Below are 23,539 nucleotides of genomic sequence, written 5' to 3' on the forward strand. Positions count from 1 at the left end.
CCGCGCGGTGATGGGCTGATTCGAGAAGCGGACGCCTCGCGCCGCGGGCGGTCCGGCGCGGTTTTGCATGAATGTGCCGTCTCGCGGCTGGTGACCGACGCGCCATGATCGACAAGTCTCGCCGGGGCGGAGCGGAGCCCGATGTGCTGGCGCCTGACGCGGTCGCGCAGGTGATCCGCGACCTCGGGGCTGCCGCCTATCGCTGGACGCCGCCGGATGACCGGATGGTGTGGAGCGAGGGCGCGGAGGCGATGCTGGGCCCCGCGCGCGGCGATCACCTGAAGAGCGGGAAGGCCTATGACGGGCTGATCGCCAGCGGCTCCGGCCTGTCGCGGGCGGAAGCGGCGCGAGTCAGCGCGATCCATGGCCCGCAGGCGGGAACACGGCTGTTCGAGACGAGCTATTGCCTGCTGCCCCCGCCGGGCAGTTTCATGCCCACGCTCCGCGTGGAGGATTGCGGCGTCGGTCTGTTCGACACGGATGGCGAATTGCTGCGCATTGATGGCATGGTCCGGCCTGTGCCGGCAGCGCTCATGGATGCCGCCTTGGATGCTGCCATGGATGCTGCGCCGGGGGAGGGCGGGGCCGACCCGATGGCCGGGCGTGTGCATCTCACGCGGCTGGTCGAGCGGAAGCTGGCCGAGGCGGCGGGCGGAGACGCGGAATTCGGCTTCCTCATGGTGGGATTCGATCGCCTGGGCCGCCTCAACGAGGCCTATGGTTCGGAGATCGGCGACGAACTCATCGATGCCGTCGGGAGGCGCCTGCGGGATGAACGCGGCTCGGGCGAGGTGCTGGCGCGATTCTCGGGTAGCAAGTTCGGCCTGCTTCTCGCAGCGGAAAGGCTGGCGCTGGCGCCGCATTTCCTCGCGCGGGTGAACGCCACGCCCTTCCGCACCAGCGCGGGGCTGGTCACCGCCAGCGTGTCCGCCGGCGCCGTGGTGGCGCCGCGCGATGGCGGCCGGGCGGCGGAACTGTTCGCACATGCCCGTGACGCCCTGCGCAGCGCCCGTGCCCGGGGGGCGGGAAGTTTCGAGACTTTCCACGCGGCCGGCGACCACGCGCTCCAGCAACGGGCCAATCTGCGCTTCGTCGACGACATGCTCTCGGCGCTTGGCGAGAATCGCGTCTTCCTCGCGTTCCAGCCCATCGCCGCTACGGAAACCCGCATCGTGCAGTTTCACGAGGCGCTGGTGCGGGTGCGCGGGCGCGACGGCAGGATGCATGACGGGGCGACCATCATGCCGGTCGCCGATCGCTTCGGCCTGACCGTGCTGCTCGACCGGCGCTCGCTCGAACTGGCGCTGGCGGCGCTGGCGCGCGATGCCGGGCTGCGCCTGTCGGTGAATGTCTCGCCGACCAGCATCCATGATGATGTCTGGCTGCGGATCCTCGATGAGGGCACGGGCGCGGGGCGCGGGGCGCGGCTGATCATCGAGATCACCGAGGCGGCCGGCATCCTCGACCTGGATGTCATGCGCCGGCGCGTGAGGTGGATTCAGGAGCGGGGCGTGCGGGTCGCGATGGACGATTTCGGCGTCGGCTACACCTCGTTCCGCAGTCTGCGCCGGCTCGGCGTCGACCTGCTGAAAATCGACGGCAGCTTCATCTGCACGCTGATGGAATCCGCGGAAGACCGCCATTTCGTGCGCGCGCTGCTCGATCTGGCGCATAATCTCGGCATGGAAACCGTTGCCGAATGGGTGCTGGACGAGCCGACCGCCCGGCAACTCGCCGAATGGGGATGCACCTATCTGCAGGGGCAACTGATCGGGCTGGCGCAGGGGCCATCACCCCTCGGCGACACTCCCGCGCAAGCCTGAACGCGGGGCCAGCCTGCCGCGTGGATGCGCCGCCGGCGCGCGGCGTCAATCCTTCTTCGTTCCGTCGCCCAGTTGGTCGAGACGCCGCTGCATGTCGGCCACCTGACGCTTCAACTCGTCGAAATCATCCGGCCGGGCCGGGGCGGCGGCGGCCGTCGCCGCGGCCTCGTCCATGCGGGCATTGGGCAGGAACATCTTGAAGGCGCGGTCGAAGATTTCCATGTTGCGCCGCACCTGCTCCTCCATCACGCCGAAACCGCCGACGCCGAAGGTCTTGGTAAACTGCTCGCGCAGGGGGCCCTGTTCCTTGGTGAAGTTCTCGATCGACATGTCGAGATAGCGGGGCACGAGCATTTGCATGCTATCGCCGTAGAAGCGGATGATCTGGCGCAGGAAGTTGATCGGCAGAAGATTCTGCCCCTTTCCTTCCTGCTCGAAGATGATCTGGGTCAGCACGGAGTGGGTGATGTCATCAGACGACTTCGCATCATAGACGACGAAATCCTCGCCGTTCTTCACCATCTGCGCGAGATCCTCGAGCGTCACATACGTGCTTGTGCCGGTGTTATACAGTCGGCGGTTCGCGTATTTCTTGATGGTGACGGGTTCGTTGGATTTAGCCATTGTGATCCAGTCGCCTTGGTCGTTTCCCTTAAAAAATTCTAGGACGTTTCCAGGCGCCCCGCCACAGGATTATGCAACCTGATCCGGCGCTTCCCGAGGACGGCCCCTTCATGCATTCCGTTGCGGCCGGCAAATTCGGGGGCCCATTGACATGAATCAGTTGCGCCACTCACCATGCGGGCACATTTAGAAAAAGAAGGGCGCGGGTAAACATCATGGGACGGCGAGCCGGCCAACGTGCCTTCAGAACCAGATCGGGAGGGTCTGTTTGATGAAAGACGATATCGTGATCGTCGGCGCCGCACGCACGGCAGTCGGCGCGTTCAACGGCGCATTGTCGTCCTTGCCGGCGCATGAGCTCGGCAAGGTGGCGATTGCCGCTGCGCTGGAGCGCGCGGGCGTGGCGCCGGGCGAAGTGAGCGAGACCATCATGGGGCAGATCCTCACGGCCGGCGCGGGGCAAAACCCGGCGCGGCAGGCCTCGGTCGCGGCCGGGATCCCGGTGGAAAGCCCGTCCTGGGGCGTCAACCAGCTGTGCGGCTCCGGCCTGCGCGCGGTGGCGCTCGGCTACCAGGCGATCCTCAATGGCGACAGCGATATCGTGGTCGCGGGCGGCCAGGAATCGATGAGCCAGGCGCCGCATGTCGCGCATCTGCGCAACGGTACCAAGATGGGCAATCTTGAACTGGTCGATACCATGATCAAGGACGGCCTGTGGGACGCCTTCAACGGCTACCACATGGGCACCACCGCCGAGAACGTGGCGCGCCAGTGGCAGATCACCCGCGACGAACAGGACAGCTTCGCGGTCGGCTCGCAGAACAAGGCCGAGGCGGCGCAGAAGTCCGGTCGCTTCAAGGACGAGATCGTTCCCGTCACCATCTCCACCCGCAAGGGCGACATCATCGTCGCGGATGACGAATATCCCCGCCACGGCGCCACCATCGAATCGATGACCAAGCTGCGCCCGGCCTTCTCCAAGGACGGCACGGTGACGGCCGGCAACGCCTCGGGCATCAATGACGGCGCGGCCGCGCTGGTGCTGATGACCGCCGCGGCCGCGGCCGCCCGCGGTGCCAAGCCGCTGGCGCGCATCGTCTCCTGGGCGCAGGCGGGCGTGGATCCGGCGATCATGGGCTCCGGCCCGATCCCGGCCTCGCGCCGCGCGCTGGAAAAGGCCGGCTGGAGCGCCGCCGACCTCGACCTGATCGAGGCCAACGAGGCGTTCGCGGCGCAGGCCTGCGCGGTGAACAAGGATCTCGGCTGGGACACGTCCAAGGTGAACGTCAATGGCGGCGCCATCGCCATCGGCCATCCCATCGGCGCTTCCGGCGCGCGGGTGCTCACCACGCTTCTCTATGAAATGCAGAAGCGCGACGCCAAGAAGGGCCTGGCGACGCTGTGCATCGGCGGCGGCATGGGCATCGCCATGTGTGTGGAACGCGACTGACGCGCCCCGGCGCGCCCGGCATGTCGCGGATGCGGGTCAGACACAGCCCAGGCTGCCGGTGAAAAGGCTGGGCGGCAAGGCGCGGTGCCTCACGGGGCTGCCTGTCTTGCCGCCGCGAAAAAACGACGTACAAGCCGTCGTGCGGTTCCTTGGGAAGGACGCCAGAGGGGGTGAGTGAGATGTCACGTGTTGCTTTGGTCACCGGCGGCACGCGCGGTATAGGCGCGGCTGCCAGCAGGGCCTTGAAGGCAGCGGGGTACCAGGTTGCCGCCAGCTATGCCGGCAATGACGCCGCCGCGGCCGCCTTTACCGAGGAGACCGGCATTCCGGCCTTCAAATGGGACGTCGCCGATTTCGAGGCCTGCAAGGCCGGCATCGCCGAGGTGACGGCCACGCTCGGCCCGATCGACATTCTCGTGAACAATGCCGGCATCACCCGTGACGGCATGCTGCACAAGATGGCGCCGGAGCAGTGGCATTCGGTGATCAACACCAATCTCAATTCGGTGTTCAACATGTGCCGCAATGTCATCGAGGGCATGCGCGAGCGCGGTTTCGGCCGCATCATCAGCATTTCCTCGATCAATGGCCAGAAGGGCCAGCTTGGACAGACCAATTATTGCGCCGCCAAGGCGGGCGAGATCGGCTTCAGCAAGGCGCTGGCGCAGGAAAACGCCAATAAGGGCATTACCGTCAACGTCATCTGCCCTGGCTATATCGGCACGGAAATGGTGAAGGCCGTGCCGCAGGAAGTGCTGGAAAAGCGCATCCTGCCGCAGATTCCGGTCGGCCGGCTCGGGGAACCCGAGGAAATCGCCCGCTGCGTGGTGTTCCTCGCGGCGGACGAGGCCGCCTTCATCACCGGCTCGACGCTGAGCGTGAATGGCGGGCAGTATATCGTCTGAGAGCCGTGGCGGGCGGCTTCGCCGTCAGTCTGCGGGAGGGGTCGGTCTGCGGGAGGGATTGAAGCGCGTGGGCGGGACGCGCGGTTTCCCCTCCCGTGATCCTGTCGCGCCTTCCCTGTGACGCGCACCCTGTGACGCGCTGCCGGATTGGTATCCGGCCGATCCGCGCTGTGCCAATCAGGGAAGGCGGCGGCGGGTAACTTGATGCGTGCGCGGGCGGGCGTGATGGGCTAAGCGGGCTTTCCCGCCCCTGGTGCCGCTTCCCATGTCCCGCATGACCGCCACGCTCATCGGCTTCACCGCCATCCTGCTCTGGGCGACGCTCGCCCTCGCGACATCCTCGACCGGTGCCGTGCCGCCCTTCCTGCTTACCGCGCTCACCTTCACGGTGGGCGGCAGCGTCGGCCTGCTGGCCGGGCTCGCGCGCGGGGTGGGCCTGTCCGTGTTCCGCCAGCCTTGGCCGGTGTGGCTGCACGGGGTGGGCGGGCTGTTCGGCTACCACTTCTTCTATTTTTCCGCGCTGAAGCTCGCGCCGCCGGCCGAGGCCGGGTTGATCGCCTATCTCTGGCCGCTGCTCATCGTGCTGTTCTCCGCTTTCCTGCCGGGGGAGAGGCTGCGCCCGGCGCATATTGTCGGCGCGCTGATGGGGCTGGCCGGCACGGTGGTTCTGCTGGGTGCGAAGGCGGGAGGCTTCGGTTTCGCGGCAGCCTATGTGCCGGGCTATCTTGCGGCCGGAGTGTGCGCCATCGTGTGGTCGGTCTATTCGGTCGCCTCGCGGCGCTTCGCGGGTGTGCCGACCGAAGTGGTGGCCGGCTTCTGCCTCGCCACGGCGGCGCTTTCCGCCTTGTGCCACCTGCTGTTCGAGCCGGCCATCTGGCCCGTGGGGCGCGAGTGGCTTGCCGTTCTTGCGCTCGGCATCGGCCCGGTCGGCATCGCGTTCTACACCTGGGACATCGGCATGAAGCGCGGCGACATCCGCCTGCTCGGCGTTGCCTCCTACGCCGCGCCTGTTCTGTCGACCCTGCTGCTGGTGGCGGCGGGATTCGCGACGGCGAGCTGGTCGCTCGGCCTCGCCTGCGCGCTCATCGTCGGTGGCGCCGTGGTGGCGACGCTGCTGGCGCGGCGCTGAACGCGCGGGGATCGCTCAGCGCATCACTCAGCGCGGCGACCAGCCGGGCGGGGCGAGTTCGAAGCCGGCAAAGTCGAAGCCGGGGGCCACCGTGCAGCCGACCAGTGTCCACTCGCCGAGGCTGCGCGCCGCCTGCCAGGCGCCGCGCGGCACCACGGCCTGCGGCGCCTCGTCGCCCAGCACATCCGGGCCCAGCCGGTGGACCTCGACCGGTTCAGGTGCTTCGCCGGCGATGCGTAGTTCCAGCGGCGCGCCGGCATACCAATGCCAGGCTTCCGCCGCGTCGACGCGATGCCAGTGCGAGACTTCCCCGGCCGCCAACAGGAAATAGATCGCGGTCGAGACCGCGCGGCCCTCGCCAGCCGGATGCGGGTCGCGGAAGGTCTCGCGGAAATGGCCGCCCTCGGGATGGGGCCGCAGCCCGAGTCGGGCGATGACCTGCGCGGCTGTCGGTTGCGCGACCGTCGGGGTCCCGGCGAGGTGTCCGCTGGTGACGGCGGCGGGCGGTTCGGGTGAGGGCGGTTCGGGCGAAGCTTCGCTCATCGCTGTCTTCAGCCGCGGAAACTGTTCTTCAGGCTGCGCAGTTCGGTGAACACGGCGCCCGGCTCCGAACCGGCAAGGCCGATGCGTGCGGCCAGCTCGGGTTCGTCGGCGCGCAGGAAGGGGTTGGTCGCCTTCTCCGCGCCGATCAGTGTGGGCAGGGTGGGCTTGCCGGCGGCCCGCAGCGCCTCGACCTCCGTCACCCGCGCGGCCAGCGCCGCGTTGTCGGGATCGACGGAGAGGGCGAAGCGGGCATTGGACAGCGTGTATTCATGGCCGCAATAGACCACGATGTCGTCGGGCAGGGCGCGCAGCCGCAGCAGCGATTCCCACAAGACCGGCGGATCGCATTCAAAGGGGCGTCCGCAGCCCATCACGAACAGCGTATCGCCGGAGAATAGCAGGCGGTCCTCCTCGAACAGGAAGACGATATGCCCCTTGGTATGGCCGGGTGTCTCCATCACCCGTCCCACCAGGTTGCCGACCGCGACCGGGTCGCCATCGACCACGGCGAAGTCGAGGCCGGGTATGGTATCGCGCTCGGCCTTGGGGCCGATCACGGTGGCCCCGAAGCGCTCCTTCAGCGCCATCACCCCGGCAATATGGTCGGTGTGGTGATGCGTGACGAGAATATGGGTCAGCGCCCAGTTCTCGCGCTCCAGCGCCGCGGCGATCGGGGCGACCTCGGGAGCATCGATGACGGCGGTGGCCTCGGTGACGGTGTCGCGCAGCAGCACGGCGTAATTATCGGCGAGGCAGGGGACGAGACGCAGTTCGACCGACATGTCGTTCCTCGGGGCTGGTCCTTCGGACGCTCGCGGAAGGCCGCCCGGTGTCAACGGGAGGGCGGCCCAGTCCGGCATCTTAGAGCACGAAGCGGCGCGGCGTCAGCGGTCTTCGCTCACGCCGCCGCAAATGCACCGCGCCCGCGTCAGCGGCATTCCTGCGCCGCGCGGTCGATGGCGGCCGCGATGCCCGACAGCGAGTAGCTGTCCGTCGTCACATTGCCGCGCAGGGAGGTGCTCTTCACCACGACATCGCGACCCTTGCGCAGGGCGTTGACGAGGCGCGTCTCCTCGGCGGCGTTGCGCACCCAGGCGCCGGTGCCGCGCGTGTAGAGACCGAAGTTCTCGGTGCCGATGGTAAGGGTGGCGTCGACGCCTTCCTTGAGCGGGAAGCCCATGACGACGCTCACCTCGCCCTTCACGTTCTCCGCGGTGCGCGTGGAGATGAAGAAATAGGCGGGATCGCGGGACAATCCCGCCGGCAGCCGGCTCTTGGGCTGGGCGAGGGCGTAGCAGATCTTCCCGCTGCCGCTTTCGTCCAGATACGCACCCCAGTCGCCAAACTGGCCGAGCTGTTTGGGTGCACCCTGAGCGCTGGCGCCGGCCGTGCCGACGATAACCAATGCCAAGCTGGCGAGTGCCGCGCGCACGAAATGTCGTGCCATGGTCTCTGTCCTCCTCAATAGGTGCTGCCGCTGTGCGGATTCGTACGATTCGCCGATCAAGCCGCCCAAGGGATATCCGCCCGGTCGGCGGCTGTGAACCCTTGCGGCGGTAAAGCGGCGCCATTGACGCTCAAATGCGCGAGCCATGGCGGCAAATTGAGGGCCATGGTGAACGACCGGTAAACAGAGCTGAGGATATCGCCTCAGGGCTGGCGCAGCCGTTCCATCGCCTCGCGCGCGGCGCCGCGATGCGCGGGGGTGATATGGCTGGCCAGCAGGTTGAGCGCGGTGGCGATGACCGCTGCGTCATCGCCGAAACCGAGCATCGGCAGGAAGTCCGGCACCGCATCGGAGGGGAGCAGGAAATAGGCCAGCGCCCCGAACAGCACTGCGCGCACCCGCATCGGGGTGTGGGTGTCGAGCGCGCAATAATAGGCCGCGGTGGCATCCTCGGCGAACGGAATGCGGGTAGCGGCGGCGCTGAGCTTGCGCCAGAAGCCGGCACGCACGCGCTCTTCGTCCGCGCCGGCCATGCCGGACGGGCTGTGTTCGTCGAATATCGGGTCGGACTGTGCGGCCATGCTGCCTCCTCCACGCGAATCGAGATGGCCCCGGCCCGGCTTTTTCGCAATGGGGCCGGCGACATGCGCTGTCACATCAGCGGGTAGGCGGCCTCCAGCCGGTAGGGCCCGCCGCCGACCGAATCGCGCGAGGAATACAGCACGAAGCGCGAGACCTCGAAGGTCGGGCTGCGGAAATAGCCGCGCAGCGCGAGATATTCCGCCACCTGGCGCGGGGCCACATCGCGCAGGCGCGCCAGCGTGACATGGGGGCGGAAATTGCGTCCCTCGGGCGGCAGGCCGATGCGCTTCATCGCCCGCTCGTGCTCCGCCTGCAGGTCGAACAGCGCCTCGTTCGCCTTGACGCCGACGAAGATCGAATGCGGCTTGTGATTGCCGAACTGGTCGACCCCTTGCAGCGTCACATCGAATCCGAAACGGTCGATCTCGTCGAGCGAGGCTGCGGCATCGCGCGCCACCGCGTGGTCGACATCGCCGATGAAACGCAGCGTGACGTGGTAGAATTCCGGGCTGATCCAGCGGCCGCCGGGCAGGCCGCCGCGCAGCATGGACAGGGTTTCCGCGACGTTTGACGGAATTTCGAGGGCGGTGAAAAGCCTTGGCATGGCCGCCTCCTGCAATTTCCCGCGCGAGGAGGAATTCCCCGCGAGGAAACCGGATTGATTTGATACGGATTCGCCCCTTGAGGAAAAGCGTAAAATAAGACACGCCCACTACGCGTGCTACAAAAACGCGCGTCCACGACATTGCCCGCCGCAGATCGACAATCTGCGCACAATACGCGGCGTCGACCTTGCGGCGGCCCTATCTCCCCGCTGACGGAGCGGGGCGAACCCTATATGGTGATCCTGATGAGCGAATCGACCGAGAACGGCGAGACTTTCGACGATGCCCTGGCCGAGGGCCCGTCCTCCACGGAGGCGGTTCTGGCCGGTCCGGTCACGTTTGCCACCATCGCCCAGATCTTCCGCTATCCCGTGAAGGGCCTGACGCCCGAGCGGATGGAGGTGGTGGACCTGGAGGCGGGCCGCTATTTCCCCGGCGACCGGCTGTTCGCCATCGAGAACGGGCCCTCCGGCTTCAGCGCCGAGACGCCGGGCTTCCAGCCAAAGATCAAGTTTCTCATGCTGATGCGCAACGAGCGGCTTGCCGCGCTGGATGCGCATTATGACGACGCGACCGCCGAGTTGGTCATCCGCCACGAGGGGGCGGAGGTGGTTCGCGGCAATCTGGGCACGGAGGAGGGGCGGGCGGCGATCGAGCTCTTCTTCCAGCGCCATTTCCGCTACGAACTGCGCGGTGCGCCCAAGGTGCTGGCGGCGCCGGCGGGGTTCCGTTTCGTCGACACGACGGAAGGCTTCATCTCGCTGATCAACCTCGCGAGTTGCCGGGCGCTGGGTGACATCATCGGGCAGCCGGTCGATCCGCTGCGGTTCCGCGCCAATCTCTATCTCGACGGCATGGAGCCGTGGGAGGAGTTCGACCTGGTCGGCCAGACCATCGAGATCGGCAATCATGTGAAGCTGAAGGTGACGCAGCGCATTTTCCGCTGTGCGGCGACCAATGTCGATCCAGCCAGCGCCAAGCGCGACATGGACGTGCCGGCCACGCTGATGCGCAGCTTCGGGCATACCGATTGCGGCATTTTCGCCGAGGTGCTGCAGGGCGGCCTGATCGCCGAGGGCGACCCGGTGCGCATCGAGCTCTGACACGGGCCGCGCTCGACCCGGATGATGACCTTTGGAAAATGAAAAGGCCCGGCATTGCCGGGCCTTTCTCGTTTCACATGTTCCGCCCGCCAGTCAGGCGTGCCTCCCGCGGGAGAGGGGCGGGCTCACTCGCCCGCCTCTGCCGGCTCGGGAGCATCGGAGCCGGCTTCCCCTTCCGTCTCGGCGCGGCGATAGCGACGGCGGCGCGCGCGCGGGGCGCGGGCTTCGCCCTCGTCTCCCGCAGCCGCTTCCGCGGTTGGAACGGAGGCGGCTTCCGGGGCGGTGGAGGTGGCGGCGGCGCGGCTGCGGCTGCGCGGGGCCTTCGGTGCTGGGGTGGGCTCGGCGGGAGCGTCGGATGCCGGGGCGGACATCTCGGCGGCCGGAGCCTGCACCTTCGCGGCTTCCGCCCTGGGGGCCTCAGCCTTCGGCGATTCAGGCTTCGATGCCTCTGCCTTCGGTGCCTCGGCCTTGGGCGCCTCGGCCCGGGCGGTGTCGACACGCGGGGCCGGCGTCGCGGTGGGGCTCACCGAGGCGGCGCTGCTCTGCGTGATGAAGGCGGGAAGGCCGATCTCACCCTCGACCTCGGGGCCCAGCCGGGGCTGCGGCTGCTGGGCGGGATCACGATAGCTGGTATCGGCCGCCTCGCGCGGCTCACGGGGTTCCCGCGGCTCGCGGAAGGGACGGTTATTGTCGCGCTGCCAGCGGTTCTCGCGCCCCTCGCGCGGCTCACGTCCTTCACGCGGCTCGCGGCCCTCGCGCGGTTCACGCCCTTCACGGGTGTCGCGTGCCTCGCGATAGTCGCCGCGCTCCTCGCGCGGTGCGCGGTCCTGCACCCGCTCGGGAGCGCCGCGATCCTGACTGCCGCGATCCTGGTTGCGGTCCTGATTACGATCCTGGTTGCGATCGCGGTTGTCGCGCCGGCCCTGGCCATCGCGATCGCGGTCACGATAGAAGTCGCGCGGCTGGCTGTCGCGGTTTCCACCGTCCCGGTTTCCGCCCTCGCGCTGTCCACCGTCTCGCGAGCCATTTTCACGCGGACCATTGTCGCGCTGGCCGCTGTCCCGATAGCCGCCTTCGCGATTGGGCTGCGGCTCGCGGCCCTGGAAGCTCGGCTGCCCCTCGGTGCCGCCTTCCTCGAAATCCTCGTCCTCGTCATCCTCGTCGGAACGGATGAAGGGCTGCGCCTGGACGCCGAACTGGGCCTGCGCGGCGAGGATGATGCGGTAGTAATGCTCGGCGTGCTGCAGGTAGTTCTCCGCAGCGACCGGATCGCCGGAGGCCTGCGCATCCCGCGTGAGCTGCTGGTATTTCTCAACGATATGCTGAGCGGTGCCGCGCACCTTTACATCCGGCCCGTTCGATTCGTAGACGCGCGTAAGCGGATTCTGGCTGCGCCGGTTGCCGTTGTTGCGGCCACGCATACGCTTCTGCTGGTTATTATTTCGCATCGAAATGGATCTCTGATGCCCATACGCCGCCGGTGGGGACATCCCGGACCGGCTACAGGCGTGTCAATCGCCTTGGTTGTCCGTCGCCCTTCCATTCCGGCCGGAGCCTTGGGAGGGAACGTCGGAAAGTCAGCCCTCGATCGGCAAACACCCGGCCCAGGCCGGACACAGGGCAAAACAAAGCCCCGTCGCCAGCATGTGCCGCAGGTCGCCTCCCGACCGTTGGACCTCATTCCATGGGAGTGCATCCTCCGGATGCGCCGCGGCCGGCAAAGCCTGCCGCGAACGATTCCGGTCGAAATGACTCGACCGAAATCAGGCGTGCGCTTCCCTGCGCATCTGCCCTTCCCATGCTTCGTCGTGCAACCGAGGCCGCACCAACAAAACCGTGAAGCATTCGTCCGCACGAGACACACACGGCACCTTCTTCAGATGCTCACCGCTAGCGCCAGCCACGATCACTCCGAAGAGAAATCACAGGCCGTTTCACCATGTGCGGATAATGTCTCGGGTCGATTCCTATGAAGAACACTAGTCGGTTCGAACCCTTGTTCCAAGCGCTTTTTTGCACTGCCGCAGTGAAATTCAAGCCGGAACGGTCACCAAAGCGCGGGCAATCCCGGCCAGATCGCGCCGCGCCGCGCCGTCCGCCGGCAGTCCGGCCGCCGCCAGCAGAAGGGCGACATCGCGCTCCTGCCCGATGCCAAGTTCCAGCACGGCGCGCCCTCCCGGTGCCAGCAGGCGGGGGAGGGTGCTCGCGATGGCGCGATAGGCGTCGAGCCCATCCGGGCCGCCGTCGAGTGCGAGACGCGGATCGTGGTCGCGCACGTCGACATCGAGCCCGGCAATATCCGTGGCGGCGATATAAGGCGGATTGGAGACCACCAGATCAAAGGGCGCGGCGATCGCCTGCGCCCAGTCGCCCACCATCACCTGCGCGCGGGCGATGAGGCCGAGCCGCGCGAGATTGTCGCGGGCCGTCCGCGCCGCGCCCTCGGAACGGTCGACGGCGAGGCCGTGGGCGTTGGCATATTCCGACAGCAGCGCCGCCAGCAGGGCGCCGCTGCCGGTGCCGAGATCGAGGATCCGCAAGGGTGCGGCGCGATCGGGGAACAGCGCGAGCGACGCTTCCACCAGCGTCTCGGTTTCGGGGCGCGGCACCAGCGTCTCGGGCGTGAGCGCGAAATCCAGGCTCCAGAACTCCCGCCGGCCGATGAGCCGGGCGAACGGTTCGCCGGCGGCGCGGCGCCGCGCGAGGGCGGTGAGGCGGACCGCGTCGGGCTCCGCCACCTTTTCCGTGCCGCGCACGATGAGATCGAGGTCGGAGAGACCAAGAGCGGCACGCAGCAGGGCACGCGCCTCGCGCTCGGGCGCTTCAAGGCCCGCCTCGGCGAGGCGCCGGGCGAGAGTGGCGAGAAGCTCGCTGCGGCTGATCACCGCACCAGCCTCACCGCTCGCCCCAGCCGCTGCTCTCGGCCTCCGCCAGCAGCGCGGCCTGATATTCCGTGGTCAGCGCGTCCACCAGTTCGCCCAGGGCATCGCCGGCGAGGATTTCCGGCAGCTTGTGCAGCGTCAGCCCGATCCGGTGGTCGGTGACGCGTCCTTGCGGGAAATTATAGGTGCGGATGCGTTCCGAGCGGTCACCCGAGCCCACCTGCAGCTTGCGCTCGCTGGCGCGGGCGCTGTCGCGCTTCTCGCGCTCGGCGTCGTAGAGGCGCGCGCGCAGCATGCCCATGGCGCGCGCCTTGTTTTTGTGCTGCGAGCGCTCATCCTGCACCGCCACCACGGTTCCGGTCGGCAGATGGGTGATGCGCACCGCGCTCTCGGTCTTGTTCACGTGCTGGCCGCCGGCGCCGGAGGCGCGGAACACGTCGATGCGCAGATCCGCCTCGTTGATGGCGATGTCGACATCCTCCACCTCCGGCAGCACCGCGACCGTGGCGGCGGAGGTGTGGATGCGGCCCGAGCCTTCCGTTTCGGGCACGCGCTGCACCCGGTGCACGCCGGATTCGAATTTCAGCTTGGCATAGGCGCCGTTGCCATGCAGCGCGGCGACGATTTCCTTGTAGCCGCCGGCGGCGCCCTCCGTGGTGGACAGCACCTCCACCGACCAGCCGTTCAGCGCCGCGAAACGCTCATACATGCGGAACAGGTCGCCCGCGAACAATGCCGCCTCGTCGCCGCCGGTGCCGGCGCGTACCTCGACGATGACGCCGCGCTCATCCATCGCATCCTTGGGCAGCAAGGCGAGGCGCACGGCGAGGGCGAGCCTCTCCAGCCGCGCGTCGAGCTCGGCCGCCTCCTCCTGCGCCAGGGCGGCCATCTCCCGGTCGCCCGCGGGGTCGTCCGCCAGTGCGCGGGCGTCCTTCAGCTCGCGCTCGGTGGCGCGCAGCGCCTTCACGCTGTCGATCAGCGGGCCGAGGTCGGAGAATTCCCGCGACAGGCGAACATAGGTCTCCGCATCCGGACTGGCGGAGAGGGCGTGCTCGATCTCGGCGTGGCGCGCGAGGAGCTGGTCGAGCCGGGCGTCGGGAAGGGCCGTCACGGGTGGGTCCTCACAGCGGCAGGCCGGCCATCTCGGCGAAGGCCTTGAGCTGCGGCCGCAGGGTCGATAGCTCGGTGCCCGATTCCAGCAGCGGCGTGATCGCCGCGGCCAGCGCGCCGAGGTCGAGTTCCAGCAGCATGGCCTTGACCGGGCCATAGGAGGCCGGCGAGAGCGAAAGCTTGCGATAGCCGATCGCCACCAGCGCCAGGGCTTCCAGCGGCTTGGACGCCAGTTCGCCGCACAGCGTCACCGGCTTGCCATGGGCCATGGCCTTGTCGGCGATCAGCTTCAGCGCGCGCAGCGAGGCGGGGCCGAGCGGGTCGAACCGGTCGGCGACGCGCGGATTGCCCCGGTCGGCGGCATAGAGGAACTGCACGAGGTCGTTGGAGCCGACCGAGGCGAAATCGATGCGCTCGAACAGCTGGTCGAGCTGGAACAGCAATGCCGGCACTTCCAGCATCACACCGATCAGCGCGCGCTCGGGCAGCGCGTGGCCATGGCGGCGCAGATGGGTCAATTCGCGCTCGACGATGTGGCGGGCGCGGTCGAATTCCTCCACCGCCGACACCATCGGGAAGATGAGCCGCAGCTCGCGCCCGGCCGCCGCCTTCAGCAGCGCGCGGATCTGGCTGCGCAGCAGGCCCGGCCGATCGAGCCCGAGACGGATCGCCCGCCAGCCGAGAGCCGGGTTCTCCTCCTCGATCGCCCGCATGTAGGGCAGCACCTTGTCGCCGCCGATATCGAGGGTGCGGAACACCACGGGGCGGTCGCCGGCCGCGTCCAGCACCGAACGATAGAGCTTGAGCTGCTCGTTGGTGCGCGGGAAGGCGGAGGCGATCATGAATTGCAGTTCGGTGCGGAACAGGCCGATGCCGGTCGCGCCGGTCTCGTCGATATGCGGCAGGTCGACCAGCAGGCCGGCATTGAGATGCAGTTCGATCTCCACCCCGTCGCGGGTGCGGGTCGGCAGGTCGCGCAGCGCGGCATATTGTTCGAGCCGCTTGGCGCGGAAGCGCACCTTCTCGACATAGGCCGTCTCGACATCGGCGGGCGGGCGCACCTGCACCTCGCCGGAGACGCCGTCGACGATGATCGCGTCGCCGGAATCGACCAGCCCGACAATGTTCTCGACATGGCCGACCGCGGCGATGCCGAGCGCGCGGGCGACGATGGTGAGGTGGCTCGTCGCCGCGCCTTCCTCCAGAACCAGGCCGCGAATGCGGGTGCGGTCATAGTCCAGCAGCGCCGCCGGGCTCATGTTGCGGGCGACGATGATGGCGTTTTCCGGCAGCCGCAGCGTGTCCGGCCCGCCGGCCCGTCCGGTCAGCTGACGCAGCAGGCGGTTCGCCAGATCGTCGAGATCGTGCATGCGCTCGCGCAAATAGGGGTCGGTCATGCGCAGCATGCGGGCGCGGGTGTCCGACTGCACGCGCTCCACCGCGCCCTCGGCGGTGAGGCCGGTCAGCACCGCCTCGCGCATCCGGCCGATCCAGCCGCGATCATGCGCGAACATGCGGTAGGTTTCGAGAATGTCGCGATGCTCGCCGACGCGGGCGACGCCCTCGTCCTCCAGCATGATGTCGATGGAGGCGCGCAGCGTGTCGACCGCGTGGTCGAGCCGGGCAAGCTCGGCCGGCAGGTCGTCGGCGATGACCTTGGTCACCTCGATGCGCGGCTCGTGCAGCACGACATGGCCGAGGCCGATGCCCTCGGACAGGGCGAGCCCGGACAGGTGCAGCGGCCGGCGCGCGGCCGGCTCGGCGCCGGGCAGCGCCATGGCGGTGAGTTCGCCCGAGGCGATGATCTCCGCCAGCACCATGGCGGTGGTCTGCAGCGCCTCGATTTCCTCCTCGGTATAGGAGCGGTGGGCGCGGTTCTGCACCACCAGCACGCCGAGCGTGTTGCCCGCGCGCAGGATCGGCACGCCGAGGAAGGAATGGTAGATCTCCTCGCCCGTCTCCGGCCGGTAGGAGAAGGCGGGGTGGGCCTGCGCGTTGGAGAGGCTGATCGGCTCCGCCTCGCGGGCGACCGTGCCGACGAGACCCTCGTCGATGCGCATCACCGTGAGATGCACGGCGGTGCGGTTCAGGCCCTCGGTGGCGTAGAGTTCGAGCGTGCCGTCGACGCGCAGCACATAGACCGAGCAGACCTCGGCCACCATGTTGGCCGCGATCAGCACCACGATCTTGTCGAGGCGGTCCTGCGCGCTGACGGGCTCCGCCATGACCTCGCGGAGACGCCGCAACAAAACGCGCGGGCCGCCGAGTGCGCCACGCATGGGCAGTCCTCGGTTTCCGGGCGCTGCAACCCGGACGATCCGTCTGGGGACGCGACTCATGCCGCGCCCTGCTGGAGATCTTGTCGCGCGGATGGGGCCATCCGCGCGGATAAAACGCCCCCGACTCAAAAACGTGAGCAAATCCTTGTCGACCGGATGATTCCATCCCGTCGACACATGCTCTGGCTCAGGCGTCGAGCCCGTATACAGAATGCAGCGTCCGAACGGCAAGCTCGGTATAAGCCGCATCGATCAGCACCGAGATCTTGATCTCGGAGGTGGAGATCGCGCGGATGTTGATGCCGCGTTCCGACAGCGCCTTGAAGGCGCGCGCGGCGACGCCGGCGTGGCTGCGCATGCCGATGCCGATGATGGAGATTTTCACCACATCGGTGGCGCCGACGATGGTCTCGAAGCCGATTTCGCCATGCGCGGCGGCGAGCGCGGCCTTGGCGCGCTCGAAATCCGCCGTCGGGACGGTGAAGGTGATGTCGGTGAAGCCCTCGGCCGAAATGTTCTGCACGATCATGTCGACATTGATGTTCGCTTCCGCGAGCGGCACGAACACGCTGGCGGCGATGCCGGGCTTGTCCGGCACGCGGCGGATGCTGACCTGGGCTTCATCCCGCGCGAAGGCGATGCCGGTTACGACTTCACTCTCCACGATTTCCTCCTCGTCGCAAATCAGGGTTCCGGGCGGGTCGCCGGCGGTCTTCAACTCCGGCGCGTCCGGGTCTGTGAAGCTGGAGCGCACGAAGGTGCGCACCTTGTGCACCATGGCGAGCTCGACCGAGCGCACCTGCAGCACCTTGGCCCCGAGCGAGGCCATTTCCAGCATTTCCTCGAAGGCGATCTTGTCGAGCCGCTTCGCCTTGGGGACGATTCGCGGGTCGGTTGTGTAGACGCCGTCGACGTCGGTGTAGATGTCGCAGCGGTCGGCCTTGATGCCGGCGGCGACCGCTACCGCGCTGGTATCCGAGCCGCCGCGCCCCAGCGTGGTGAGGCGGCCGGTGGCGAGGTTGATGCCCTGGAAGCCGGCAATGACGGCGACTTCGCCCTCCTTGAAGCGCTTCACGATCTCGTCGCCGCTCACCGAGAGGATGCGGGCCGAGCCATGCGCGTCGTCGGTGGAGATGGGCAGCTGCCAGCCCTGCCACGAGCGGGCGGGAATGCCCATTTCCTGCAGAGCGATGGCCAGCAGGCCCGATGTCACCTGCTCGCCCGAGGCGACGATGGCGTCATATTCGCGGGCGTCGTGCAGCACCGCGGTCTCGCGCACCCAGCCGACCAGTTCGTTGGTCTTGCCGGCCATGGCGGAAACCACGACGGCGACCTCGTGGCCGGCTTCGATCTCCCGTTTCACATGGCGCGCGACATTGCGAATGCGGTCAATGTTGGCGACCGACGTGCCGCCGAACTTCATCACAAGACGTGCCATTCTGGGAAACCGTATTCGTGTTCTTTTGTCGGGGTCGAGCCGGAGAGAGAGAGGGCCCCCGGTCGAAAAGGCGCGTATACATATCCACCTCGCGTCCCGCCCGCAACGGCCAGGGGGCGAGGTTGGAATGGTTCGGGCCACGGCCCGCACCGCCTGAAGCGTTCTGTGCCGAGAGAGTGTCGATGTCCGAGACCGCAACCACTGTCGATCCCCGCGAAGTGGAGCGTTTTGCCGCGCTTGCCGCCGAATGGTGGAACCCGCGCGGCAAGATGGGGGTGCTGCACAAGTTCAATCCCGTGCGGCTCGGCTATCTGCGCGAGAAGATCGTCCAGCATTTCGGTCGCGATTCGCGGCAGATGCGCCCGCTGGAAGGGCTGCGCCTGCTCGATATCGGCTGCGGCGGCGGGCTGCTGAGCGAGCCGCTGGCGCGGATGGGCGCGGAAGTCGTGGGTATCGATCCGGCCGAGCGAAATATCGGCGTCGCCTCCCTGCACGCACAGGAAAGCGGGATTCCCGTGGATTACCGCGCCGTCACCGCCGAGGACCTCGCCGATGCGGGCGAGCGCTTCGACGTGGTGCTGGCCATGGAAGTGGTGGAACACGTGGCCGATGTCGCCCTGTTCCTCGCCCGCGCGAGCGAGATGGTGAAGCCGGGCGGCCTGCTGTTCGCCGCGACGCTGAACCGCACCACGCGGTCATTCGCGCTGGCCATTGTCGGTGCCGAATATGTGCTGGGCTGGCTGCCCAGGGGCACGCATGACTGGAACCGCTTCGTCACCCCGGACGAACTGGCGCGGGCGCTGGAGGCCGGCGGCCTGAGCGTGATCGATCGCGAGGGCGTGGTGTTCAATCCGCTGGCGGACCAGTGGCGTCGTTCCTCCGACACCGCGGTCAACTACCTGATGCTGGCTGAGCGGCCGGCCTGATTCGGGGGCTCCGGCGAGAGGCGCCCGCCCGCCCCCGGCGCCGACCCGGCGAGACTCTCATACCGGAATGCACTGCATGGCCGCCGTTTCCTCGCTTGCCGCTCTCGCCTCGCTCAACCTGTTTCTCTCCGATGTCCGCGACGGGCTCGGGCCTTTCCTCGGGGTGTTCCTGCAACAGAAGCAGTGGACACCCGGCGAGATCGGGCTGGTGATGACCCTCGGGGGCCTCGCCGGCATGGTGGCGACCATCCCGATGGGGGCTCTGGTCGATTCGAGCCGGGCCAAGCGGACCATCATCGTGGTCGGCTCGGCGGTGGTGATCGCGGCGTCCATCGCCATCCTGATGGCGCCGAGTTTCGGCGTGGTGGCGGTGGCGCAGGGCGTCAACGGCATCGCCGCCGCCGCGCTCGGCCCGGCGGTGGCCGGCATCACGCTCGGCCTTGTCGGGGCGGGGGGATTCGATCGGCAACTCGGCCGCAACGAGGCGTTCAACCACGCGGGCAACATTCTCGCGGCGGTGCTGGCCGGCCTGTTCGGCTGGTGGCTCGGCCTGCCGGCGGTGTTCGCGCTGATGGCGGCGATGGCGGTCGGCTCGATCCTCTCGGTGCTGGCGATCCGTCCGGGGGAGATCGACCACGAGGCCGCGCGGGGCATGGCCTCGCCGGCGGCGGCGGGGGACAAGGCGGAGGGCTGGCGCACGCTGCTGTCCGACAAGCGGCTGCTGACGGTGGCTCTCACCATGGGCCTGTTCCATCTCGGCAATGGCGCCATGCTGCCGCTGTTCGGGCAGGGCATGGTGGCGCGCGGGGCGGGCGACCCTTCCGCTCTCACCGCGCTCACCGTGGTGGTGGCGCAGGCGACCATGATCCCGATGGCGCTGATCGCCTCCCATCTCGCCCGCTCGCGCGGCTATCGGCTGGTGCTGCTGATGGCGCTGGCGGCGCTGCCGCTGCGCGGCATGATCGCCGCGGCGGCGGCGCAGTGGGACATCGCCTTCGCGCTGTTTCCCGTGCAGATGCTGGACGGCGTCGGGGCGGGCCTGCTGGGCGTCGCCACGCCGGGCATCGTCGCCCGCATCCTGCAGGGGACGGGGCGGTTCAATGTCGGGCTCGGCGTGGTGATGACGGCGCAGGGGGTGGGCGCCGCGCTTTCGACGACACTGGCCGGTTTCGTGGCGCAATATGCCGGCTATCCCGCGGCCTTCCTCACGCTCGGCGGGGTGGCGCTGGTGGCGGCGGCCGCCTATCTCGCGGGCGGGGCGCCGGGGGGCGAGGCCGCGGCCCGCCCAGCCGTGCGGCCTGCCGCCGTGCCCGGCTGAAAATTCGCGGCTTGACCCGGCTCAAGGCTCTTCCGTTGCCGTTTCGCCACACTACATGAGCTTCAGCGGATCGCCGGATCGGGGTCCGCTGCGGTGGCCGGGATACGGGCGCCGTCATCCCGTTGATGCGTTCGTGCCTCGTGAGGGCGGACGTGGGGCAAGGAGGCGAGAGCCATGAATTTCGAGATCTATACCGAGCGCGCGCGGGGATTCGTGCAGTCGGCCCAGTCGCTTGCGCTGCGCGAAGGCAACCAGCAATTCACCCCCGAGCACCTGCTCAAAGTTCTGCTCGACGACCCGGAAGGCCTGTGCGCCGGCCTCATCCAGCGCGCCGGTGGCGATCCGCGCATCGTGCTCGCGGACACCGAAGCGGCGCTGAAGAAGCTGCCCAAGGTGCAGGGTTCCGGCGCCGGCCAGGTCTATCTCGCGCCGGCGACGGCGCGCGTGTTCGACGCGGCCGAGCAGGCGGCAAAGAAGGCCGGCGATGGCTATGTCACCGTCGAGCGGCTGCTCCTTGCGCTCGCGCTGGAGAAGGACAGCGAGGCCGGCAAGATCCTCGCCAAGGCGGGCGCCACCCCGCAGAAGATCAACGCTGCCATCGAGGCGCTGCGGAAAGGTCGTACTGCGGATAGCGCCACCGCCGAGAACGCCTATGACGCCCTGAAGAAATATTCCCGCGACCTCACCGAGGCGGCGCGCGAGGGCAAGCTCGACCCGGTGATCGGCCGCGACGAGGAAATCCGCCGCACCATCCAGGTTCTGTCGCGCCGCACCAAGAACAATCCCGTGCTGATCGGCGAGCCCGGCGTCGGCAAGACCGCCATCGTCGAGGGCCTCGCCTTGCGCATCGTCGATGGCGACGTGCCCGAGAGCCTGAAGGACAAGAGCCTTCTCTCCCTCGACATGGGTTCGCTCATCGCCGGCGCCAAATATCGCGGCGAGTTCGAGGAGCGGCTGAAGTCCGTGCTGTCGGAAGTGCAGGCGGCCGAGGGCGGGATCATTCTGTTCATCGACGAGTTGCACACCCTCGTCGGCGCCGGCAAGACCGAGGGGGCGATGGACGCCTCCAACCTCCTGAAGCCCGCTCTGGCGCGCGGCGAGCTGCACTGCGTCGGCGCCACCACGCTGGACGAGTACCGCAAATATATCGAGAAGGACGCCGCGCTCGCCCGCCGCTTCCAGCCCGTCTTCGTCAATGAGCCGTCGGTGGAGGACACGGTGTCCATCCTGCGTGGCATCAAGGAGAAGTACGAACTGCACCACGGCGTGCGCATCACCGACAGTGCGCTGGTGGCGGCGGCGACGCTGTCGAACCGCTACATCACCGACCGCTTCCTGCCCGACAAGGCGATCGACCTGATCGACGAGGCGGCCTCGCGGCTGCGCATGCAGGTCGATTCCAAGCCCGAAGAGCTGGACAGCATCGATCGCGAGATCGTGCGCCTGCGCATCGAGCAGGAGGCGCTGAAGAAGGAGACCGACGCGGGCTCCAAGGACCGGCTGAAGAAGCTGGAGAAGGAACTGGCCAATCTGGAGGAGCAGTCCTCCTCGCTCACCTCGCGCTGGAAGGCGGAGAAGGAGAAGCTCGGCGACGCGCAGAAGATCAAGAGCGATCTTGAGAAGGCGCGGGCCGACCTCGCCATCGCCCAGCGCAATGGCGAGTACCAGAAGGCCGGCGAGATCGCCTACGGCACCATTCCGGCGCTGGAGAAGAAGCTCGCCGCCATCGAGGAAAAGGACCTCGCCGCCGAGGTGGCTTCCGGCACCATGATGGAGGAGGCGGTGACGCCCGATCACATTGCCGGCGTCGTCTCGCGCTGGACCGGCGTTCCGGTCGACAAGATGCTGACCGGCGAGAAGGAGAAGCTGCTGCGCATGGAGGAAGTGCTGTCCTCCCGCGTGGTGGGCCAGAAGGAGGCCGTGGAGGCCGTCTCGACCGCGGTGCGCCGCGCGCGGGCGGGTCTGCAGGACCCCAACCGGCCGATCGGCTCGTTCATCTTCCTCGGCCCCACGGGCGTCGGCAAGACCGAGCTGACCAAGGCGCTGGCCTCCTTCCTGTTCGACGACGATACCGCCCTCGTGCGCATCGACATGTCGGAATACATGGAGAAGCACTCCGTGGCCCGGCTGATCGGCGCGCCTCCCGGCTATGTCGGCTATGAGGAAGGCGGGGCGCTCACCGAAGCCGTGCGGCGCCGGCCGTATCAGGTCGTGCTGTTCGACGAGGTGGAGAAGGCGCACCCGGACGTGTTCAACGTGCTGCTGCAGGTGCTCGACGACGGGCGCCTGACGGACGGGCAGGGCCGCACGGTCGACTTCCGCAACACGCTGATCATCATGACCTCGAATCTCGGCGCCGAGTATCTGGTCAACCAGAAGGACGGCGAGGATTCGGAAGGAGTGCGCGAGGAGGTGATGGGCGTGGTGCGCGGGCACTTCCGCCCGGAATTCCTCAACCGCGTCGACGAGATCGTGCTGTTCCACCGGCTGCGGCGCGACCAGATGGGCGCGATCGTCGACATCCAGGTCAAGCGGCTCGACAAGCTGCTGGAGGAGCGCAAGATCGCGCTGGAGATCACCCCCGAGGCGCGGGACTTCCTCGCCGAGAAGGGCTACGACCCGGCCTATGGCGCGCGCCCGCTGAAGCGGGTGATCCAGAAGCTGCTGCAGGACCCGCTGGCCGGCCGCATCCTCGCCGGCACGGTGAAGGACGGCGACATCGTGCGGGTCGAGCGCGGGGCGAACGAATTGCTGTTCGACACCCGCCCCGGCGCGGTGGACGAAGCGGCCTGACCGCTCGGCACGGGCGCGACGCCGTTGGACATGGAAGGCCCCCCCCCCCCCCCCGGGGAGGGCCTTCTTTTTTGCGGAATGAGGGGAGGACGAGCCGTGCCGATGCCGATGGAGCTTCAGCATGCCAGCGAGGATTTCGAGCGATTTCTCGCGGCGGCGCGCGATGAGGCGGGCCTGACGACCCGCAACCAGACCTACACGATGGTCGAGGGCGTGCTGCGGGTTTTCCGGCGCCGGCTCGAACTTGCCGAGGCGATCCGTTTCGCCGGCATCCTGCCCCCAGTGCTGCGGGCGATCTTCGTGGCGGACTGGGACCCGCTGGCGCCGGTCCTGCCCTTTTCCGATCGGGTGGCGATGACGCGCGAGGTCCAGGCCCTGCGCCAGCACCACAATTTCGCGCCCGAGACGTGCCTGGCCGACGTCGCGCGGGCGTTGCGCCGGCATATTGACGGCGATGCCTTCGACCGGCTGCTGGCGACGCTGCCCGACGGTGCCGCGGATTTCTGGAGGTCGTAGGGGGGCGCGCCGGTGCCTTCGGATCGCCCCGGCCGATCGCGGTGGTCGCCGCGCCGGCCGGGAGGA

General features: G+C 68.2%; 20 protein-coding genes. 9 read left to right on the top strand and 11 right to left on the bottom strand.

Going from position 1 to position 23,539, the window contains the following annotated elements:
- Window positions 1-104 precede the first annotated feature (104 nt).
- Window positions 105-1,823 carry an EAL domain-containing protein gene (locus QOZ99_RS06935; protein ID WP_306889244.1) on the top strand — a complete coding sequence of 573 codons (1,719 nt, stop codon included), beginning with the start codon at window positions 105-107 and terminating at the stop codon, window positions 1,821-1,823.
- Between the two features lie 45 nt (window positions 1,824-1,868).
- Here QOZ99_RS06935 and phaR read toward each other — a convergent pair whose 3' ends face one another.
- Window positions 1,869-2,447 carry a polyhydroxyalkanoate synthesis repressor PhaR gene (phaR, locus tag QOZ99_RS06940; RefSeq protein WP_306889245.1) on the bottom strand — a complete coding sequence of 193 codons (579 nt, stop codon included), beginning with the start codon at window positions 2,445-2,447 and terminating at the stop codon, window positions 1,869-1,871.
- A gap of 271 nt (window positions 2,448-2,718) precedes the next feature.
- Between phaR and QOZ99_RS06945 the strand changes: the two genes are divergently transcribed.
- The 3 genes from QOZ99_RS06945 to yddG all read left to right on the top strand — a co-directional run bounded on the left by QOZ99_RS06945 (window position 2,719) and on the right by yddG (window position 5,931).
- Window positions 2,719-3,897 carry an acetyl-CoA C-acetyltransferase gene (locus QOZ99_RS06945; protein WP_306889246.1) on the top strand — a complete coding sequence of 393 codons (1,179 nt, stop codon included), beginning with the start codon at window positions 2,719-2,721 and terminating at the stop codon, window positions 3,895-3,897.
- Window positions 3,898-4,076: 179 nt separating this feature from the next.
- Window positions 4,077-4,802 (top strand): acetoacetyl-CoA reductase, encoded by a 726-nt coding sequence (gene phbB / locus QOZ99_RS06950; protein ID WP_306889247.1) that lies wholly within the window; start codon window positions 4,077-4,079, stop codon window positions 4,800-4,802.
- A 265-nt stretch (window positions 4,803-5,067) separates the two neighbouring features.
- Window positions 5,068-5,931 (top strand): aromatic amino acid exporter YddG, encoded by an 864-nt coding sequence (gene yddG, locus QOZ99_RS06955; protein WP_306889248.1) that lies wholly within the window; start codon window positions 5,068-5,070, stop codon window positions 5,929-5,931.
- A gap of 27 nt (window positions 5,932-5,958) precedes the next feature.
- Here the strand turns inward: yddG and QOZ99_RS06960 are convergent, their stop codons facing one another.
- From QOZ99_RS06960 to thpR, 5 genes are all read right to left on the bottom strand, one after another.
- A complete protein-coding gene (locus QOZ99_RS06960) occupies window positions 5,959-6,474 on the bottom strand; it encodes a cupin domain-containing protein (RefSeq protein WP_306889249.1) in 516 nt (171 codons plus the stop codon).
- Between the two features lie 8 nt (window positions 6,475-6,482).
- Window positions 6,483-7,256 (bottom strand): hydroxyacylglutathione hydrolase, encoded by a 774-nt coding sequence (gloB, locus tag QOZ99_RS06965; RefSeq protein ID WP_306889250.1) that lies wholly within the window; start codon window positions 7,254-7,256, stop codon window positions 6,483-6,485.
- A gap of 146 nt (window positions 7,257-7,402) precedes the next feature.
- Window positions 7,403-7,921: an invasion associated locus B family protein gene (locus QOZ99_RS06970; RefSeq protein WP_306889251.1), complete on the bottom strand. Its 519-nt coding sequence runs from the start codon at window positions 7,919-7,921 to the stop codon at window positions 7,403-7,405.
- 203 nt (window positions 7,922-8,124) lie between these two features.
- A complete protein-coding gene (locus QOZ99_RS06975) occupies window positions 8,125-8,502 on the bottom strand; it encodes a YkvA family protein (RefSeq protein ID WP_306889252.1) in 378 nt (125 codons plus the stop codon).
- A gap of 71 nt (window positions 8,503-8,573) precedes the next feature.
- A complete protein-coding gene (gene thpR / locus QOZ99_RS06980; RefSeq protein ID WP_183190388.1) occupies window positions 8,574-9,107 on the bottom strand; it encodes an RNA 2',3'-cyclic phosphodiesterase in 534 nt (177 codons plus the stop codon).
- A 246-nt stretch (window positions 9,108-9,353) separates the two neighbouring features.
- Between thpR and QOZ99_RS06985 the strand changes: the two genes are divergently transcribed.
- Window positions 9,354-10,211, top strand: a complete 858-nt coding sequence (locus QOZ99_RS06985; RefSeq protein WP_306889253.1) for an MOSC domain-containing protein — start codon at window positions 9,354-9,356, stop codon at window positions 10,209-10,211.
- Between the two features lie 125 nt (window positions 10,212-10,336).
- Here the strand turns inward: QOZ99_RS06985 and QOZ99_RS06990 are convergent, their stop codons facing one another.
- From QOZ99_RS06990 to QOZ99_RS07010, 5 genes are all read right to left on the bottom strand, one after another.
- Window positions 10,337-11,632, bottom strand: a complete 1,296-nt coding sequence (locus QOZ99_RS06990) for a DUF4167 domain-containing protein (protein ID WP_306889254.1) — start codon at window positions 11,630-11,632, stop codon at window positions 10,337-10,339.
- A gap of 612 nt (window positions 11,633-12,244) precedes the next feature.
- On the bottom strand, window positions 12,245-13,093 hold the full coding sequence (gene prmC, locus QOZ99_RS06995; RefSeq protein WP_370876812.1) for a peptide chain release factor N(5)-glutamine methyltransferase: 849 nt from the start codon (window positions 13,091-13,093) through the stop codon (window positions 12,245-12,247).
- A 13-nt stretch (window positions 13,094-13,106) separates the two neighbouring features.
- Entirely contained in the window at window positions 13,107-14,204 is a 1,098-nt protein-coding gene (prfA, locus tag QOZ99_RS07000) for a peptide chain release factor 1 (RefSeq protein WP_306889256.1), read from the bottom strand.
- A gap of 10 nt (window positions 14,205-14,214) precedes the next feature.
- Complete coding sequence (gene ptsP, locus QOZ99_RS07005) at window positions 14,215-16,482, bottom strand: phosphoenolpyruvate--protein phosphotransferase (protein WP_306889257.1); 2,268 nt, start codon at window positions 16,480-16,482, stop codon at window positions 14,215-14,217.
- Between the two features lie 187 nt (window positions 16,483-16,669).
- Window positions 16,670-17,920, bottom strand: coding sequence for an aspartate kinase (locus QOZ99_RS07010; RefSeq protein WP_183190383.1), 1,251 nt, complete (start codon window positions 17,918-17,920; stop codon window positions 16,670-16,672).
- Between the two features lie 182 nt (window positions 17,921-18,102).
- Here QOZ99_RS07010 and ubiG point away from each other — a divergent pair, with 182 nt between their 5' ends.
- The 4 genes from ubiG to QOZ99_RS07030 all read left to right on the top strand — a co-directional run bounded on the left by ubiG (window position 18,103) and on the right by QOZ99_RS07030 (window position 23,473).
- On the top strand, window positions 18,103-18,846 hold the full coding sequence (gene ubiG, locus QOZ99_RS07015; RefSeq protein ID WP_306889258.1) for a bifunctional 2-polyprenyl-6-hydroxyphenol methylase/3-demethylubiquinol 3-O-methyltransferase UbiG: 744 nt from the start codon (window positions 18,103-18,105) through the stop codon (window positions 18,844-18,846).
- A gap of 76 nt (window positions 18,847-18,922) precedes the next feature.
- The gene (locus QOZ99_RS07020) at window positions 18,923-20,164 is read left to right on the top strand and encodes an MFS transporter (RefSeq protein WP_306889259.1); all 1,242 of its coding nucleotides are present in this window, start codon (window positions 18,923-18,925) and stop codon (window positions 20,162-20,164) included.
- 174 nt (window positions 20,165-20,338) lie between these two features.
- A complete protein-coding gene (clpB, locus tag QOZ99_RS07025; protein WP_306889260.1) occupies window positions 20,339-22,957 on the top strand; it encodes an ATP-dependent chaperone ClpB in 2,619 nt (872 codons plus the stop codon).
- 108 nt (window positions 22,958-23,065) lie between these two features.
- Entirely contained in the window at window positions 23,066-23,473 is a 408-nt protein-coding gene (locus QOZ99_RS07030; RefSeq protein ID WP_306889337.1) for a DUF2267 domain-containing protein, read from the top strand.
- Window positions 23,474-23,539: the final 66 nt, after the last annotated feature.

This window comes from Ancylobacter amanitiformis (genome assembly GCF_030814815.1).
GTDB lineage: Bacteria > Pseudomonadota > Alphaproteobacteria > Rhizobiales > Xanthobacteraceae > Ancylobacter > Ancylobacter amanitiformis.